The 17,102-nt window shown below is 47.1% G+C and carries 16 protein-coding genes and 1 pseudogene; 13 read left to right on the forward strand and 4 right to left on the reverse strand.

The features are described 5' to 3' along the window. A pseudogene (locus Q0668_RS01535) lies at positions 1-243 on the forward strand (2-oxoglutarate ferredoxin oxidoreductase subunit alpha); the annotation flags it as partial. Positions 244-321: 78 nt separating this feature from the next. Beyond that, the gene (locus Q0668_RS01540; protein WP_298859261.1) at positions 322-1,344 is read left to right on the forward strand and encodes a 2-oxoacid:ferredoxin oxidoreductase subunit beta; all 1,023 of its coding nucleotides are present in this window, start codon (positions 322-324) and stop codon (positions 1,342-1,344) included. A gap of 55 nt (positions 1,345-1,399) precedes the next feature. Here the strand turns inward: Q0668_RS01540 and dcd are convergent, their stop codons facing one another. Together dcd and nth are read right to left on the reverse strand one after the other, a co-directional pair. Further along, on the reverse strand, positions 1,400-1,996 hold the full coding sequence (gene dcd / locus Q0668_RS01545; RefSeq protein ID WP_298859263.1) for a dCTP deaminase: 597 nt from the start codon (positions 1,994-1,996) through the stop codon (positions 1,400-1,402). Positions 1,997-2,149: 153 nt separating this feature from the next. Then, positions 2,150-2,845 carry an endonuclease III gene (gene nth, locus Q0668_RS01550; protein ID WP_298859264.1) on the reverse strand — a complete coding sequence of 232 codons (696 nt, stop codon included), beginning with the start codon at positions 2,843-2,845 and terminating at the stop codon, positions 2,150-2,152. A 135-nt stretch (positions 2,846-2,980) separates the two neighbouring features. Here nth and Q0668_RS01555 point away from each other — a divergent pair, with 135 nt between their 5' ends. Beyond that, positions 2,981-3,688, forward strand: coding sequence for an LON peptidase substrate-binding domain-containing protein (locus Q0668_RS01555; protein WP_298859266.1), 708 nt, complete (start codon positions 2,981-2,983; stop codon positions 3,686-3,688). A 169-nt stretch (positions 3,689-3,857) separates the two neighbouring features. After that, entirely contained in the window at positions 3,858-5,453 is a 1,596-nt protein-coding gene (locus Q0668_RS01560; protein WP_298859268.1) for a sulfatase, read from the forward strand. 14 nt (positions 5,454-5,467) lie between these two features. On the opposite strand, the gene Q0668_RS01565 is transcribed toward Q0668_RS01560, so the two are convergent. Next, complete coding sequence (locus tag Q0668_RS01565; RefSeq protein ID WP_298859270.1) at positions 5,468-5,893, reverse strand: hypothetical protein; 426 nt, start codon at positions 5,891-5,893, stop codon at positions 5,468-5,470. 450 nt (positions 5,894-6,343) lie between these two features. On the opposite strand from Q0668_RS01565, the gene Q0668_RS01570 reads away from it, so the two are divergent. From Q0668_RS01570 to Q0668_RS01585, 4 genes are all read left to right on the forward strand, one after another. Next, a complete protein-coding gene (locus tag Q0668_RS01570) occupies positions 6,344-7,186 on the forward strand; it encodes a transketolase (protein ID WP_298859272.1) in 843 nt (280 codons plus the stop codon). 117 nt (positions 7,187-7,303) lie between these two features. After that, positions 7,304-8,257 (forward strand): transketolase C-terminal domain-containing protein, encoded by a 954-nt coding sequence (locus Q0668_RS01575; RefSeq protein ID WP_298859274.1) that lies wholly within the window; start codon positions 7,304-7,306, stop codon positions 8,255-8,257. A 99-nt stretch (positions 8,258-8,356) separates the two neighbouring features. Next, positions 8,357-9,307 carry a GNAT family N-acetyltransferase gene (locus Q0668_RS01580; RefSeq protein ID WP_298859276.1) on the forward strand — a complete coding sequence of 317 codons (951 nt, stop codon included), beginning with the start codon at positions 8,357-8,359 and terminating at the stop codon, positions 9,305-9,307. Positions 9,308-9,415: 108 nt separating this feature from the next. After that, complete coding sequence (locus tag Q0668_RS01585; RefSeq protein ID WP_298859278.1) at positions 9,416-10,372, forward strand: ornithine cyclodeaminase family protein; 957 nt, start codon at positions 9,416-9,418, stop codon at positions 10,370-10,372. A gap of 14 nt (positions 10,373-10,386) precedes the next feature. Here the strand turns inward: Q0668_RS01585 and mazG are convergent, their stop codons facing one another. Next, positions 10,387-11,427 (reverse strand): nucleoside triphosphate pyrophosphohydrolase, encoded by a 1,041-nt coding sequence (gene mazG, locus Q0668_RS01590; RefSeq protein WP_298859280.1) that lies wholly within the window; start codon positions 11,425-11,427, stop codon positions 10,387-10,389. Positions 11,428-11,432: 5 nt separating this feature from the next. Between mazG and Q0668_RS01595 the strand changes: the two genes are divergently transcribed. The 5 genes from Q0668_RS01595 (at position 11,433) to Q0668_RS01615 (ending at position 17,027) form a co-directional block, all read left to right on the forward strand. Beyond that, a complete protein-coding gene (locus tag Q0668_RS01595; protein ID WP_298859282.1) occupies positions 11,433-11,948 on the forward strand; it encodes a hypothetical protein in 516 nt (171 codons plus the stop codon). A 38-nt stretch (positions 11,949-11,986) separates the two neighbouring features. Beyond that, the gene (locus tag Q0668_RS01600; RefSeq protein WP_298859284.1) at positions 11,987-13,039 is read left to right on the forward strand and encodes a prolyl oligopeptidase family serine peptidase; all 1,053 of its coding nucleotides are present in this window, start codon (positions 11,987-11,989) and stop codon (positions 13,037-13,039) included. Positions 13,040-13,320: 281 nt separating this feature from the next. Further along, positions 13,321-16,302: an anaerobic glycerol-3-phosphate dehydrogenase subunit C gene (locus Q0668_RS01605; protein ID WP_298859286.1), complete on the forward strand. Its 2,982-nt coding sequence runs from the start codon at positions 13,321-13,323 to the stop codon at positions 16,300-16,302. Beyond that, positions 16,299-16,553: a MoaD/ThiS family protein gene (locus Q0668_RS01610; protein WP_298859288.1), complete on the forward strand. Its 255-nt coding sequence runs from the start codon at positions 16,299-16,301 to the stop codon at positions 16,551-16,553. The genes Q0668_RS01605 and Q0668_RS01610 overlap by 4 nt, the downstream gene beginning before the upstream one ends. Before the next feature lie 39 nt (positions 16,554-16,592). Then, complete coding sequence (locus Q0668_RS01615) at positions 16,593-17,027, forward strand: molybdenum cofactor biosynthesis protein MoaE (protein ID WP_298859291.1); 435 nt, start codon at positions 16,593-16,595, stop codon at positions 17,025-17,027. Positions 17,028-17,102 lie beyond the last annotated feature (75 nt).

Here is a 17,102-nt window from a genome sequence, read left to right on the forward strand (position 1 = left end):
GAAGGCTTGTCAGTAGCGCATGCACACATTCGCTATCTGAATCCATTCCCTAAAAACCTGGGTGATTTAATCAAACAGTACAAGAAAGTTTTGATACCCGAATTAAATAACGGGCAGTTAAGAATGATTATCCGGGGAACTTATCTCGCTGACGCTGTCGGTTTGAATAAGGTTCAAGGCAAACCGTTCCTGATTAGTGAAGTCAAAAAGAAAATCAGAGAAATGATTAGCGAAGAGAAATAACAGTCAGTCACTTCTGTGACAATCTCAGAGCAAATTCAATTTTAAGAAATAAGTAATTGCGTTTAAGGATAGAAAATAATGAGCGTTGATGTCACCCTGCCTGTCCTCTCGCCTAAAGATTTTGCCAGCGATCAGGAAATACGCTGGTGCCCACGCTGTGGCGATTATTCGATTCTCGCCCAGATGAAAAAAGTTCTGCCCACACTAGGCATTCCCAAAGAGAAATTCGTATTCGTTTCGGGAATTGGGTGTTCGAGCCGTTTCCCGTATTACATGGATACTTATGGGATGCACAGCATTCACGGCAGGGCACCCGCTGTGGCGACCGGCGTGAAGCTGGCCAATCCTGATCTGCAGGTTTGGGTGATCACCGGCGATGGCGACTCCCTTTCGATTGGTGGCAATCATTTCATGCACGTGCTCAGACGAAACGTTGATTTGAAAGTGATCATGTTCAACAATCAGATTTACGGGTTGACCAAAGGGCAATATTCTCCCACCAGCCCCACGGGAACCAAAACCAAGAGCACACCTTTTGGCTCGGTAGATCGGCCTCTCAACCCTCTGGCTGTGGCAATTGGTGCACGTGCCACATTTGCCGCACGGTCAGTTGATGTTGACATTAAACATCTCTGCAGCGTTCTGGAACGGGCCGCCAATCATAAAGGCTCAGCCTTTGTTGAAGTTTATCAGGATTGCAACGTCTTCAACCCGGGTGCGTTTGAATTTGCTTCCAAAAAAGGCAAAAAAGAAGAGAATGTCATCTATCTTGAACATGGCAAGCCGCTTATTTTTGGTAAGGATCGAGACAAAGGAGTCCGCCTCAATAGCCACGATCAACCGGAAGTAGTAGAACTGGGCAAAGGAATTTCAGAAGACGATCTGCTGTTCCACGATGAAAAGTCAGAGGATATGAATCTGGCGTTTTTATTGGCCAGCATGCGTCATCCTGAGATGCCGGAACCAATGGGTGTTTTCCGTTGTGTCGAGCATCCAACCTATAATGAAGCCGTTTATCAGCAGGTAGAATCAGCAACCGAACGTAGCGGCGAAGGCGATCTGGAATCCCTGTTTAACACCGGCGATACCTGGACAGTATAACCTATCGTATCAGGAAATAAAAAAGACGTCACAGTGAAAACGGTGACGTCTTTTTTTATTTGCAATCATCAGACTGCAATGATTCGGTGGATGTTCCTTCGCCAAACGAAAGTCGCATCTGACGTGTCTCTGCGGGATTCAGTTCTTTAAAGAGCAAGCTGGGTTGAATGCCTTTATTATTCTGGTATTTATCGCTGTTGTATTCGACGATTTCACCGATGACCGTATTGTAGATGATCTGGCAGATGGCAACGCCTGCATAAATGCGTACCGGTTGGGCTACAGTAATTTCCAGAGTCCAGTATCCACAGAACCCAATATCACCGACGCCGGCTGTAGCGTGTACGGAAATTCCCAGTCGTCCAATGGAGGACCGGCCTTCGAGAAGTGGAACAAGATTGTGCGTTTCTGTCCGTTCTACCGTGCGCCCCAGGTAAAGTTGACCGGGGTAAAGTACCATCCCTTCTTCGGGAATCACATATTTTCCCAGACGATTAGGACGGGCCATATCCAGCACGATCTCTTCATAGACCATTAACTCATCGTGCAGGCAGAGGTTATAGCTGTTGGGGTTTAAATGTTTGTCATGATAAGGCTCAAGGACAATATCCTCCCCCAAGCGTGATTTGATTTCTTTCCCGGTAAGAATCATTGGCTTCCCATTAACTTTGAAGTGGAAATAAGACTCTGTATACACGAAACATAAACCGCAGGGAGGCGGCTTTCAACAGTCCTGCCTCGTGTTTTCAGAAACAGTACCAAGTACCATAATTTCATCTGAGATCCAAAGACAGATTTAACAGGTTTAAAGGGGTTTCAGTCCGATTCGAGGACAAATTTTCAAGAGACTGCATTCGGTACATTGGGGGCGACGGGCAATGCATGTGGCGCGGCCGTGCAGAATGATACGGTGCGAAAATTTGATCCATTCTTTTTTCGGCAGGACTTCCACTAAATCGCGTTCAATGATTTCCGGGTTTTTGCTGGTGGTAAGTCCAAAGATGTTGGTAATGCGTTTGACATGCGTATCGACGACCACGCCGCTGGGAATGTCAAAAGCAGTGCCCAATACGACATTGGCCGTTTTTCTACCAACGCCAGGCAGCGCCACCAGTTCGTTTAGAGTGCGCGGTATTTCCCCGGCATGCTCTTCGGTCACAACTAACGCCATCTTACGGATATTGGTTGCTTTCGCGCGAAAGAAGCCCAATGGATAAACAATCTTTTCGACGTCAGCCTGTTTGCTGGCTGCCAGCTTTTCTGCAGTGGGGTATTTTTTGAATAACTTCGGCGTTGTGGCATTCACGCGTTCGTCCGTGCATTGAGCAGACAGAATCGTGGCGACTAGCAATTGAAAAGGAGAGTCGTGGATCAACGCACATTCAGGTTCAGGAAACAATCGAGCAAGACCTCGCACGATTTTACGGGCATGTTTCTTTTTTTCATCAAGCGTGCCGACATAACTGGAAGTCTTTGCGGGCTGTGTTCGTTTTTTAGCCATATTTTTCGTGACAATTCCCAAATTGGAGTGCTAGTCTTCTTGGCAGAAGCTGAGCCATCCAGCATTCGTTCGACATGCATCTTAGTATGTTGGACTACGAATTGTATTTCAATGAATTTGATATAGAAATCAATAATGTCATCTTATAGTAATCCGATAGAGAAACAGCTCAACACATTTACCGGTATTGTACCGGTTTTGGAACTGGAAGAGAGTGTACTCCTGCCACATTCCCAAGTGTTGCTCAGAATGACGACGGCCGCTGATTGTCAGTTGATTGCTGATGCGATCAATGAGAATGCGCTGGTGGCCGTGACTTTGAAACAGGCACATGATGAATCACAACTTGAAATGCAGCAATCTGCTTCGATCGACGTTGTCTGTCTAGCCTCGATCGTTTCACCCTATCAACTGGAATCCGGTCACTATTCAATTCTACTAAAAGGAATCTGTCGCGCGCGTGCAGTAGTATTGCAGGGACCTGATCAAACCTATCAAAGAGCGCTGCTCGCAGCTAAATCTGACTTTTATGCTGATCAGCCAATGATACATCGTGAACACCGCCACCTCGAATTACTGGAACAATATGCGAAAATATTTTTGCAGCATTCCGGTGATCCCACTTATTATCATTTACTGCATCGGGAAATTTCACTTGGTAAACTTTGTGATACTCTGGCAAGCACGATCAACATGGAACCAGTATTGCGTCAGTTGATTTTAGAGGAACACGATGTTGATCTGCGCAGTGATCTCTTATTGGATTTTCTCAAGAATCATTTGCGTTATCAGCAACGTAACCCCTTTGCTCACTTCACATCGATTCCCTTCAGTCTGAACTGATCGAATACCGGGGTTGATTCAGGATTACTTTTTCTCAGACTTATCTGATACGTGTCTAGCTGAAACTTCTTGTGGCTGAGCCATGCGTTTCATAAGATAAGAGACTCTGAATTAATGGACGGGTTGATAATCTGTTTGCCTTTGATTGCTTTTCCGGGGATATACTGCAATGAACAAGCTTGAACGTCGGTTATTGTGTTCGGTGCTTTTCCTGTTTGTGACAGTCGGCATCACATCCGCTGCGTCGGCTAAACCCCAACCGAACCGACCGAATATACTTTTTTGTATTGCCGATGATGCTTCGTTTCCCCATATGGGCGCGTATGGCTGTTCGTGGGTGAAGACGCCCGGCTTCGACCGTGTGGCGCGGGAAGGATTATTGTTTACGAATGCCTATACTCCCAATGCCAAGTGTGCACCATCGCGTGCCTGTATCCTCACGGGTCGAAATTCCTGGCAATTGAAAGAGGCCGGGAATCATATGGCATTTTTTCCGCCGGAATTCAAAACCTACGTCGAAGCACTGGCGGACTCAGGCTATGCTGTCGGTAAGACTGCCAAAGGCTGGGCGCCAGGTGTCGCCGTGGATGCTGCCGGCAAACGTCGCAATCTGGCAGGCCCCGCTTTTAATCAGGTTCGCGCGAAGCCACCCGCAAACGGTATTTCACCCATTGATTATGCAGCCAACTTCGAGCAGTTTTTAAAGACCTCGCCTCAAGGGAAACCATGGTGTTTCTGGTATGGCGGTTTGGAACCGCATCGTCGTTATGAATATGGATCAGGAGTCCACAAGGCGGGTAAAAAAATCACAGACATTGATCGGGTTCCCGCATACTGGCCCGATAATGAAGTGATTCGAAATGACATGCTGGACTATGCTTTTGAAATTGAACACTTCGATCAGCATCTGGTTAAAATGCTGAGTTTTCTAGAGCAGCGGAATGAATTGGAGAATACGATCATTGTAGTCACCGCCGATAATGGTATGCCTTTTCCCCGCGTAAAAGGGCAGGAGTACGAACGCTCCAATCACCTGCCGCTGGCGGTAATGTGGAAGCAGGGCATTAAAAAGGCAAATCGGGTGATTGATGATTATGTCAGCTTTATTGACTTTGCTCCCACTTTTGTTGAGGCCGCAGGAATGAAGTGGGAAGAGACGGGCATGCAACCTGCCACGGGCCAAAGTCTAACCGATATTTTTCACTCTGCGAAATCTGGTATCGTCAATCCCCAACGCGATCATGTACTCATAGGAAAAGAGCGTCACGATATCGGCAGGCCGTCGGATCAGGGGTATCCGATTCGCGGAATTGTGAAAGGCGGGATGTTGTATCTCAAGAATGATGAACCGGGACGCTGGCCCGCGGGCAATCCGGAAACGGGATATCTGAATTGCGATGGCAGCCCGACAAAGACAGCCATTTTGCAATTCCGCAGAGAGGGGAAGCAGGAACATTTCTGGAGCGGGGCCTTCGGCAAACGAAAAGCGGAAGAGTTATATTCGATTCAGGATGATCCGGAATGTATGAAGAATCTGGCCGCGCTACCAAAATTTCAGGCAGTCAAGAATTCTCTGAAGCAGCAGATGCATTCAGAGTTGACGGCTCAGAATGACCCACGCGTTTTGGGGAATGGTTCTGTGTTTGAAGGTTATCAATATTCGGATGCGCGCACGCGTAATTTTTACCAGCGGTACATGCAAGGCGAAAAAATCAAAGCGGGCTGGGTTAATGAATCCGATTTTGAATCTGGGCCACTCGATTGAAAACAAGAGTGAGTTTACAGGTCCGTCTCTTTTGCAGAGAGATAACCGGCTGAAGACTGGAAATATTTTTGTCTCCTACGCTCTGCCTCATTGGAAGCTGTGGACAAGCCCGCTTTGAGGTCTTCTAAATTGGCGGCGCAATAGCGACAACCTGTCTGATTCAAATGAAATTCGACATAGCTTAGAAAATCAGGTGGAAGAGTTTCCAGTAAATAACCACCCAGTTGACTGCGCGAAAGACAACTCAAATGATTTCTTCTCCAGATTTCACCTACCGAATGAGCTCCCTGATCACGCTGGCGAGATAACTGAGCCAGGCGGACGCGTAGCGAATCTGTACTCCTAAGTGCCTCTTCAACCAAAGACATCAGCTCAATGGAAAGTGACTCATCCAGGTAGGCAAGCAGTTCCTGATCTGTAAATGGGCTTTCGTCAGTCATGCGGGAGCCTCGGGAAATTCTGAAAGGAATTAAGTACTTATTGAAACGCAGCTTTCTATTATTCCTGATCAACAATCTGCTTTAAAGACTATTCGCGTAAACAGTTGTGTATTTTAACAGAAACGTGAAATGAGCAATAACGTATTAAATTTTATAGATGGAATCGTGAATTTAAGAAAAATAGAGGGTAAGTAGCTGATTTTCCAATTAGACAAAATGGTTTCTCATGCCTGAATGCTTGTCGCTGGAAGCTTTGCTCGTTAGCATACCGTTATGAATTGACGCGCTTAAGTTGCGCCTGAATGTTGTCAATGCTCTACTCAATGTTTACCGGAACTGGTAGTACACTTCTTTTAATCGCGTGAAGTCAACGTGCCTTAAATAACAGATTGAAGAGAGTTTAGAGCGTGGCGATTTATTTGTTTGTTTATAAGAATTGAAGGAAACATAGTGGCAGCTCAAGCAAATGCCTTATCATTGGAAGAGTTGAAGGAAAAAGGCAAAGTCCTTCGCCGTCTAATAATCCGCATGACAACTGAAGCAGGCAGTGGACACCCCAGCAGCAGCTTGTCTGCCGTCGAAGTGGTGAATGCACTCTGGTTTGGCGGTTTCATGAAGTACGATTCGCAGAATCCGACCTGGGAAGGCCGCGATCGCTTCATTTTGAGTAAAGGGCATGCCGTACCTGTACTCTATGCAGCCATGGCGGAAGCAGGGTACTTTTCTGTTGATGATGTCATGACGCTTCGAAAACTGGGCAGTCCATTTGAAGGCCACCCCAATATGAAACGTCTTCCCGGAATTGAAGCTTCGACAGGTTCACTGGGACAGGGGTTATCACTGGGTATCGGGCAGGCGCTGGGAGCACGTTTGAATCAGAATGGCTCCAACGTATTTGTAGTGATTGGTGATGGTGAGATGGGAGAAGGTCAGGTCTGGGAAGCTTTAGCAGGTGCTGAAAAGTACAAGCTGGGCAACTTGACTGCTATCATCGATCAGAATGGATACCAGCAAACCGGTGCAACGAAAGATGTTCTCGATTTTGGCTCCTTCGAAGAAAAAATTTCATCCTTTGGATGGCATACTCAGACGATCGAAGGAAACTGCCAGGAATCAGTTGTCAATGCATTGGAGACGGCTTCCAAAATCACGGATCGTCCCAAGGCAATTATAGCTAAAACGAAAAAAGGGTATGGTATTCTTCCCGTGCTGGAAGAAGCGGGAGACTGTAATTATCACGGTAAACCACTTTCTCCCGAATTGGCAGAAAAAGCACTAGCGTTACTCGGTTAGTAACCGTGCTCTCTAGTTTTCTGTGAAGGGTTTCAGATCCCAGCAGAGTAAACCTGGTGGCAGCGCGAATCAAATCAACAACGAAAGTCAACACACAGACAAAAGAGATAGATTATTATGTATTTAGGCGAAATAAGTGGACTGAAAATCGGACAAGCCACCCGGGATGCATTCGGTGATGCATTGAAAGATCTGGGATCACAATATCCGGAAATTGTAACCGTCGATGGTGATGTCGGAAATTCGACTCGCACCGAAGTGTTTGCGAATGCGTTTCCAGAACGTGCTTTCAATATGGGGATTGCAGAAAGCAATATGGTCAGTGTAGCAGGTGGTTTGGCTTCTACCGGAAAGATTCCGGTTGTCGCCAGCTTCTCAGCCTTTTTGCTGTGTAATGCCTATGACCAGATCAGAATGTCGATCGCCTTTCCGAGTATGAACGTAAAACTCGTCGGAACACATGCAGGTATTTCGATTGGCGAAGATGGCCCTTCGCAGATGGGAATCGAAGACGTGTCACTGGCCTGTAGTCTGCCCGGAATGGTGGTCATCGTAACCGCTGATGCCGTTTCAACCAAAGCAGCGACTGCCGCAATGATGGAATATGAGGGCCCCGTATACCTGAGACTCGGACGACCAAATGTTGCTGAGATTTATGCCGAAGGGGACACATTTGAAATCGGAAAAGCCAATACCGTGCGTGAAGGAGACGATGTAACCATTATTGCCAATGGTCTCATGGTAGCCGGTGCCGTTGATGCAGCATCCAAACTGGCTGAAGACGGAATTAGCGCACGTGTAATCGATATGCATACTGTAAAACCCATAGACGTCGATGCGATTCAGAATGCGGCACGCGAGACGGGAGCCATTGTTGTTGCAGAAGAGCATTTGGCACATGGTGGATTAGGGTCAGCTGTTTCCATGGTGGTTTCACAATCGAATCCAGTACCGATGGCCTATGTCAATGTTGGTGACTGTTTTGCAGAAAGTGGCGATCCTCAAGGACTGCTGGACAAATATGGTTTGACGGCAGCTGCGATCATTGATGCAGTCAAAAAAGTAAAATAACGAAAACAAAGCCCTCTTGGGAATACAAGGGGGCTTTGCTTATTCCTGTTTCGGTAAAAACGGGTTCCAGGTCCTGTTCACAGTTGATGAGAGAACTTTGTGACTGAGTTTCGTGCGTTTCATAACACTGACCCACCGCAGTTGCTGAAATTATGGCACGCTGCCGGACTGGGAAGAGGAGCCGCTGAATGTCTCAGTATCGATGCCTTTGAAGTTCTGATTTTCTCTCAGCCCTATTTTGATCCGAATGGGTTGATTGTGGCGATGGAAAACAATGAAGTCGTAGGTTTTCTCCTCGCAGGATTCGGACCCAACTCAGAGGGATCAGCGTTGGATTATTCTCAAGGAGTGATCTGCGCCGTGATCGTTCATCCGAATGTTCGTCGTCAGGGAATTGGCCGTGAACTGGTCCTCCGGGGAGAAGAGTATCTTAATTCTAAAGGTGCCACTCAAATCACTGCAGGACCCTCGGGGCTACTTTCGCCGTATTTATCCGGCCTCTATGGGGGAACCCGACCTTCCGGCTTTCTAGCATCTGATGCATTCGCAGCCCTGTTTTTTGAATCGATTGGTTACCAACCCGTGGGGTCGACACGAATTTATCAACGCGACCTGCTCGGGCAAAAGTCTCCGATTAAATTTCATCTGGTCAATATTCGCCGCAAAATGCAGTTAACGATTTTCGATGATTTTCAGGCACCCAACTGGTGGTGGTTGACTCGTCTCGGGAGACTGGAGACCCTCCACTTCGAACTCGTTCCCAAGTCAGGAGAAGCAGCCGTCGCCTCTGCGACAGTGGTTGGTTTGGATTTGTATATTCCCAAGTGGGAAGAGCGGGTGATCGGACTGACAGATGTCTTCGTAAAAGAAGAAAATCGAGGCAAAGGCTACGGTCAATCGTTGTTGCTGGAGATCGCCCGTCGGTTGCAGGATGAACTGATTACCAAACTGGAACTGCATATCGAAGAGTCGAATGTTGTGGCATGGAACGTTGCCGAAGCAGTCGGCTATCGTCAGGTTGATACTGGTATTGTATATCAGCGCGTTTGACGTTAGCGTGTAATAAAACGCTGAAAAGTTTATTGAGTGAGAGGCGACTTGTCAGTGTCTGTGTATTTATCATCATTTCTGATTCCACGATGAAAAAGGTGACCGTTCATGGCGGCATTGTATATTACTGAAGATGATGTTCGTTCCGTGATGGATATGGAAAAATCCCTGCTCATCACGCATAAAGTCTTCAGGGAAATTGCTTCAGGCAGAGCCATCAATATTCCGCGTCAGCGCGTTCGGGCGCCAGGCATCATTTTACATACGATGTCGGGAGCCAACGAATATTTAGACCATGTTGGCTGGAAAGCGTATACAACCACGAAAGAGAACGCACACTTTCATGTGGCCATTTATGATCAGGAAACCGGCGAGATGCGCGCTTTGATCGAAGGTGATTTTCTCGGCCAATTGAGAACAGGCGCCGCCAGTGGAGTGGCAACGGAATATATGGCCCGTCCCGATTCAAAAGTCGTCGGCCTCTTCGGCGCCGGCCTTCAGGCTCGAACGCAGTTGCAGGCCATTTGTTTGACGCGGAAAATCGACTTCGTTTCGGTTTACTCACGCAATTATGAGAAATGCAGCCAGTTTGCTGAAGAAATGACCGAATTGTGTGATGTAGAGGTCACTGCCTCTCATTCACCAGATGAGACGGCTGCAGAAAAAGATATCGTGATTTGTGCCACCACAAGCAAGGCCCCTTTATTTGACGGTCGTGTCCTCGATGAAGGAACGCATCTGAACATCGTAGGATCGAATCATCGCTCACGTAGAGAAATCGACCGTACCACCATCAAGCGGGCAGACGTCATTGTCTGTGATGATCTGGAACAGTGTAAAATGGAAGCCGGAGATTTCATTCAGCCCGTAGAAGAAGGAATCACAGACTGGCGCCTCATGCATAACTTAAGTGAAATTGTCGCCGAACGTCAAACAGGACGTGCAACCAGTGAGCAGGTGACGTTATTCAAGTCGGTCGGACTGGCTGTAGAAGATGTGGCGATGGGAGTCGAGGTCTACAAGCTGGCAGTTGAAGAAGGCCTGGGGGTCGAATTACCTTTTTGAAATAACGTTTCTCGTTAAGAATTCAGTCTTTCCTGCTTTTTGACTGCCTGATAGATTTTCTCCATTTCCTGTAAGGAAGCTTCTTGAATGGATCGACCTGTCTGTTCCAGTTCCTGCTCGATCTTTTCTACTCTTTGTTGAAACTTGCGATTACTTTTTCTCAGCGCTTCTTCTGGATTGATCTTCCAGCGACGAGCAATATTTGCGACCACGAATAAGATGTCGCCTAATTCACCTTCCACGCGATGTCGTGATTTGAGATCAACGACTTCTGTATCAGCGATAATCTCCGCTTCAACTGTGGCGCGTGTCTCAGGAATGATTCCATCGGGATAAATTTCGTCTGCCAGTTCTTGAATCTCTTCCCGTAATTTATCAAACAACATATCTCGATGTGGAAAGTCATAACCGACCTTCGCTGCTTTCTCTGCCACGCGCGCAGCGCGTGCCAGTGCTGGCAAATCCTGAGGCAATCCATCAAAAATCGAACGTCGCTGTTTTTCCTGTTCCTTGATCTGGTCCCAGTTTTTACGCACTTCGTCCGACGTTTCTGCGTTGACATTTCCAAAAACATGTGGATGGCGGTCGATCATCTTTTGAGTCAATCGATCAACAATATGCGTTAAATCAAAGCGACCTTCATCGGCGGCGATTTGAGCATCCAGGATGATTTGCAACAACAAATCTCCCAGTTCTTCAATAATGTGTTGATCATTGCCGGAATCAATGGCTTCCAGCAGTTCGTAAGTCTCTTCCAGAGTGTAAGGTTTAATCGATTCCAGCGTTTGTTCTCGATCCCAGGGACATCCTTCCGGCGAACGTAAACGGGCTATTACATCACAAAGCTTTTCAAATGCAGGGGTTAGGATGTTATAATCGGGAGGTGTACCCGGTTCCGGTCTAGGAGGCATGTCAGGGGAAGTCGACTTGGATTGCGGGTCGGGATCTGTCATTGTTTTACCGTATGATTCACCTGAAAGCGGTTGTTGTGTAGGATGGTAGTATCGTAGCGAGTTCAGCTCGCCCTGAAAATTCAAATGGAAATCATGAGGCATAAAAGATGAGTTTTCTCAAGAAAAGTATATTGGTTGTTTACGTATTGTTACTCACTTTCGCTACGGGGATGGCAGCTGATCCCAGTCAGCAGAATGGTGACCAGACGAAACAGCAGGAAAAACGGGAGAAGAAGTTCGAACAGCAAATGGCAGGCGCCACACTGGTAGGACATTTTACAGTTGATGGCAAACAAAATGGTAAAGCACCACGTGTCGAACGGTATGAGATCGCTTCTGCAAAAAAACTGGACGGCAATCAATGGTTGTTGACTGCTCGGATTAAGTATGGAAATCATGATATCAGTGTGCCCATGCCTTTGAATATTTTCTGGGCAGGAGACACGCCGGTCATTTCACTCACGAATTTAGCGATTCCAGGATTAGGCAGTGGCTTTACCTCGCGTGTCATGTTCTTTGAAGGACGCTATGCGGGCACTTGGCAGCATGGTAAAGTAGGCGGGCACCTCTGGGGCAAAATTGAATACGCTGAAAAGAAACCTGAATCGGAAGACAAGAAATAACACCTGTGATATTGCATCAATCTGAGGAGCTCGTTTTCATGTGGAAGAGAATGATTTTTTGCGTTTTTACGCTGGTTTTGTGCGTCAACGGCAATGAAGCTTTGATGGCTGCTGAAAAAGCAAACCCCCCAAAGAAAAACCAGACTAAGAAAACGCAGAGGCATCCTCTGATGCCCATAAAAGTGAAAAGCAGTCTGGATCAAACTCTGCAGCCTTCACTGATCTGGGTGCCTGAAGTGGCGAAAACAACTTCGGCACCATTATTTGTGTTCCTGCATTCCTGGAGTGGTAACTATAAACAGGGAAATACCAAGTGGCAGGAACAGGCGAAAAAGCGAGGTTGGATTTATTTGCACCCCAATTTTCGAGGAGTGAATCAGCATCCCCAGGCCTGCGGTTCCCGATTGGCACGACAGGATATTCTGGACGCGATTGAATATATGATTCAGCATTATAAAGTCGATCAATCTCGTATTTATCTGGCGGGGTCATCAGGCGGCGGTCATATGACGATGCTCATGGCGGGGCACCATCCGGATCGATTCTCGGCGGCCTCTGCCTGGGTCGGAATCAGTGATCTCGCTGACTGGTATCGATTTCATCTCAAAGATGGAAAACCTCAGAATTATGCGAAAATGATTTTGAAGTCACTTAAAGACAAACCGGGGGCCTCCCCCAAAATCGATGCGGAATATCGTGATCGTTCTCCCCTGTACTGGATTGGAAATGCAACCAGACTGCCACTCGATTTGAACGCTGGTGTGACGGACGGTAAAACCGGATCTGTTCCCTTTGCCCATACGATACGGGCTTTCAATGTTCTAGCAGAACAAAATCTGACGACTCCCGTTTCTAAAGAGGAAATACAACAGTTATGGGATGATGGTGCTTTAAAAACACCACAACCATCTGATCAGGTAATGGATGAATCTTATGGCCGCGATATTCATCTAAGGAGGAACTCCCGGTTGGCACGCGTCACCATTTTTCAGGGAGGACATGCAGGTTTACCACAACCCGCCTGTGAATGGCTGTCAAAACAGGTTCGTGATTCCTCAACTTTTGGGAAAACAACTGCAGCTCAGAAATAAATCATCAACGGTCAGATTCCTCCAGCTAAGGTAAGGTCCTCTGCATTGAATTCGACAAGACCGATGTTTATCTGGTGAAACAGCCATGAACAGGCATTTTTCAGTGAGATTTCGGGATACTCTTATTGTACGGGTTCTTTCAAAGATGTTCCTGAATTCTCCGGGGGCGGCATGATTCAGTGGATTGACTATTCAAACCATGTACTTCTATCGCATAGAATAGAGTCAACCTTAAGCCTCAACAATCGCGTGCCAGTAATTCAGCCCGAGAGCCATTCACTTTGGACCGTCAACAGCAAAGAATTGCAGAAGATCTTTCCAGTCTGATTGCAGGAGATGTGCGATGCGATCCGGTGGCATTGTCCATTTATTCCAGCGATGCCAGCGTGTATCAGATTCCTCCATTGTGTGTCACATATCCTCGTGAACGCGATGATTTAATCGCGATAGCCAAATACGCGACAGATATGAACGTTCCCATCATTCCGCGCGGGGCGGGAACCGGTTTGGTAGGTGATGCCATCGGTAGCGGGATTGTGGTCGATTGTTCGCGTTACCTCACAGGCTTTGAACTGATTGATGACAATCTCGTGCGCGTTCAACCAGGAGTAGTACATGCCCAGCTGAATCGTTATTTAAAACCACTCGGATTGTATTTTCCACCAGACCCCTCGAATACGGAAGTCACGACGATCGGAAGTATGCTGGCCATCGATGCCGCGGGTTCGCGTGCGATTCGCGTTGGTTCAACACGCGATTACGTAAATCAACTCGAAGTTGTTTTGGCGGATGGAACCTGTCTGGAAGTAGGCAACGAGAGTCTTTCAATACTGAATCAGCCGCTGGCATCCACCTCGAGCACATCATTATTAGGAGAAGAGCCTCCTGAAGTGAGAGCAGAGCAGGTCAAACGGACGGTATTAAGCAGACTCTCTCAAATGCTGACAGAGAATGAAGCACTAATTCAGGAAAAACAGACAACGAGCATTCCTAATTGCAGTGGATATTACTTAAAAGGAATCAAAACACAAAAACACTTGAATCTCGCGCGGTTAATGGTTGGTTCAGAAGGAACACTGGGATTGTTTTCATCTGCCATTTTGCATGTTTCTCCCTTACCCGCGCATCGCGGAGTGACTCTCTTATTGTTTGGAGATCTGGCATCAGCGATTCGTGCAGTACAAACCATCATTCACTTGCAGCCTTCCGCCTGCGATTTGCTCGATCGTCGCCTGTTGTCTTTAGCCAGAGATGCCGATCCGCGTTTCGCTTCATTGATTTCACCGGCAGCAGAAGCCGCATTGCTTGTTGAACAGGTGGGTTTCAGCGATGGACAGGTTCAGGATCGTTTGCATAATGTGATTCTTGCTGTAAAAAATATCAACTCCCGCGTTGTGGTAGCGATGGAGACGCATCAGCCGGACGAAGTCGATTTTCTCTGGTCACTGCCTCAAAAGGTAGTACCCTCATTAAGCCGGTTACCCGGTGAATCTCGCCCACAACCCTTCGTGGAAGATATTGCCATTCCCCCGGAATGTCTGTATGAATTTTCTCAGAAGGCGCAGAAAGTATTTCAACGACATCAAGTAACAGCAACCTTATATGCACATGCTGCTTCAGGTCAAATTCATCTACGTCCTTTCCTTCCCACATTGACTGATCAGAACGCGCCTGTTTTAGAAAGTATTGCCCGCGATTTATATCAAACCGTCTTTGCTCTTAACGGCAGCATCAGTGGAGAACATGGAGACGGTCTGGCCAGGACCGCCTTTATTCGTTCGCAGTATGGAGATTTATACAGAGTCTTTCGTCAGGTCAAAGATATTTTTGATCCGCATAATCTTCTCAATCCCGGAAAAATTATTAATGATGATCCCCATGTGACAATTCGGCACCTCAGGCCACATCCGGAAAAATTTCCCGAACTGGTTGATTTGCAATTGAACTGGACACCCCAGGAACTGCAAACGGAAGCCGCGCGATGTAATGGCTGCGGTTCCTGTCGCAGACAAGATCCCGGCTCTCGAATGTGTCCTGTTTTTCGCATCGAATCGATAGAAGAGGCGTCACCCCGCGCGAAAGCCAATCTGTTTCGTGGGTTACTTTCCGGCGCGATTCACCCCAACGAACTCTCTTCCGAAGAGACAAAGAAACTGGCAGACACTTGTTTTAACTGCAAGCAGTGTCAACTGGATTGCCCCTCGGCGGTAAATATTCCACAAATGGCGATTGAGGCCAAAGCCGCTTATGTCTCGACCAAAGGATTAGATCATACCGATTGGATTTTGTCACGTGCCCACTCTTTTGGTGCATTCGGGAGTACGGTTTCGATGGCAGCGAACTGGGCCATCAATAATTCCACGGCAAGATGGGTTATGGAAAAAATGATGGGCATTCACCGGAGTCGGAAGCTGCCTTTATTTTCGAGACGTTCATTTTTACGATCTGTTCCTAAACGCCTCACGAAACGCCCGCGCCCGGGGGGTGACCTTGAAATGGTCGTTCTTTTTGTTGACTATTATGCGAATTATCATGACCCAGAGTTAGCTCACGCATTATTGGCAATTTTGCAGCATCACCAGATTCCCGTTTATGTGCCGCCAGGTCAACTTGCATCAGGCATGGCAATGGTTTCAGCAGGTGATTTAATTGCCGCTCGTAGTCTGGCAGAAGAAAATATTCAGATTCTGAGCGAATTTGCCAGAGAGGGACATCAGGTGATCTGCCTGGAACCAGTCAGCGCCATCTGTCTCAAGCAGGAATATCCGATGCTGATAGAGGGGGAGGAGACCGCCGCCATTTCTTCACAGACAATTGAAGCAGGGGCCTTTTTGAAGCAGTTGCATGAATCGGGTCGTTTAAAAACAGATTTGAGGCCACTCGACATGGAAATAGACTATCACATGCCTTGTCACACAAAGGCATTATCGTCTCGTTCACCGCTAATCGATCTTCTCGCTTTGATTCCTGAACTGAAGGTGAATACAATTGAAAAAGGTTGTTCGGGAATGGCAGGGGCCTATGGTCTTGCCAGGGACACGTTTGAAACATCAAAACAGATCGGTCGGGAGCTGATCGATCATATGAAAACAACAAAGGTTCGCGCTGGGGCGACTGAATGCAGTAGTTGCAAAATGCAGATGGAACAGGAAACGAGGACTCCAACCATTCATCCAGTCAAATTACTGGCACTTTCATATGGATTGATGCCGGAAATTGAACGGAAGCTGCAGCCTCAAAAGAAAAAACTGGTAGTGTCATGACAGCTCAGCAAATTCAAATCAAGCTATTTGCCCGTGCCAGAGAACTTGCAGAAAGTGATTTGATCTCTGTGGCAGTTTCAGAGGGAATCACGGTCGCAGCATTACGGCTGGCGATTGCGGACCAGTTCCCGCAGTTGAAGCCTTTAACTGGTCAGCTGTTAATCGCCGTCGATAACGCGTATGCAGGGGAAGACCAGACTCTGAATGAAAAACAGGAAGTAGCCTGTTTTCCTCCGGTCAGTGGTGGCTGATTTCTTCATTATCAAAAAAGTATCAATTGACAACGAGTTATGAAACCAGATTTTATTTTAATTACAGATCAACCCATAGATTATGCTGCAGTCACTGAACGAGTTCGTTCTAATGAATGTGGGGCCGTTGTGTTATTTATGGGTACCGTCCGCGAAATGACGGCGGGGCGTCAGACGGTCGCTTTGGACTATGAAGCGTATCCTGAAATGGCGCAACAGATGTTGCAGCAATTAATCTCTGAAGCCCGTGCAAAATGGCCCGTGCATGCGGTGGCCATCGAACACCGCATAGGTCATCTTGCTTTGGGAGAGATTAGTGTAGCGATTGCCGTGAGTTCACCTCATCGAGTACAGGCATTCGAGGCGGGACGTTTTCTAATTGATCGCTTGAAAGAAATTGTACCGATCTGGAAGAAAGAAAACTGGTCGGATGGTACTTCTGAATGGGAACACAAGGAAATCAAGACGAATTAATCACAGAAATTGTTGTTGTCTGACTATAATGGATGATAGAGCTGATAAGATGTATTCATCTAATAGAAGTAGGTA

The sequence above is a fragment of the uncultured Gimesia sp. genome (assembly GCF_937910335.1).
Classification (GTDB): Bacteria; Planctomycetota; Planctomycetia; order Planctomycetales; family Planctomycetaceae; genus Gimesia.

Bases quoted from the DNA above. Each gene is read 5' to 3' on its own strand.
- dcd (WP_298859263.1), bottom strand. From the start codon at position 1,996: ATGATTCTTACCGGGAAAGAAATCAAATCACGCTTGGGGGAGGATATT.
- Q0668_RS01585 (WP_298859278.1), top strand. From the start codon at position 9,416: ATGGCGGCATTGTATATTACTGAAGATGATGTTCGTTCCGTGATGGAT.
- nth (WP_298859264.1), bottom strand. From the start codon at position 2,845: ATGGCTAAAAAACGAACACAGCCCGCAAAGACTTCCAGTTATGTCGGC.
- Q0668_RS01615 (WP_298859291.1), top strand. From the start codon at position 16,593: ATGAAACCAGATTTTATTTTAATTACAGATCAACCCATAGATTATGCT.
- mazG (WP_298859280.1), bottom strand. From the start codon at position 11,427: ATGCCTCATGATTTCCATTTGAATTTTCAGGGCGAGCTGAACTCGCTA.
- Q0668_RS01555 (WP_298859266.1), top strand. From the start codon at position 2,981: ATGTCATCTTATAGTAATCCGATAGAGAAACAGCTCAACACATTTACC.
- Q0668_RS01575 (WP_298859274.1), top strand. From the start codon at position 7,304: ATGTATTTAGGCGAAATAAGTGGACTGAAAATCGGACAAGCCACCCGG.
- Q0668_RS01610 (WP_298859288.1), top strand. From the start codon at position 16,299: ATGACAGCTCAGCAAATTCAAATCAAGCTATTTGCCCGTGCCAGAGAA.
- Q0668_RS01600 (WP_298859284.1), top strand. From the start codon at position 11,987: ATGTGGAAGAGAATGATTTTTTGCGTTTTTACGCTGGTTTTGTGCGTC.
- Q0668_RS01540 (WP_298859261.1), top strand. From the start codon at position 322: ATGAGCGTTGATGTCACCCTGCCTGTCCTCTCGCCTAAAGATTTTGCC.
- Q0668_RS01565 (WP_298859270.1), bottom strand. From the start codon at position 5,893: ATGACTGACGAAAGCCCATTTACAGATCAGGAACTGCTTGCCTACCTG.
- Q0668_RS01560 (WP_298859268.1), top strand. From the start codon at position 3,858: ATGAACAAGCTTGAACGTCGGTTATTGTGTTCGGTGCTTTTCCTGTTT.
- Q0668_RS01595 (WP_298859282.1), top strand. From the start codon at position 11,433: ATGAGTTTTCTCAAGAAAAGTATATTGGTTGTTTACGTATTGTTACTC.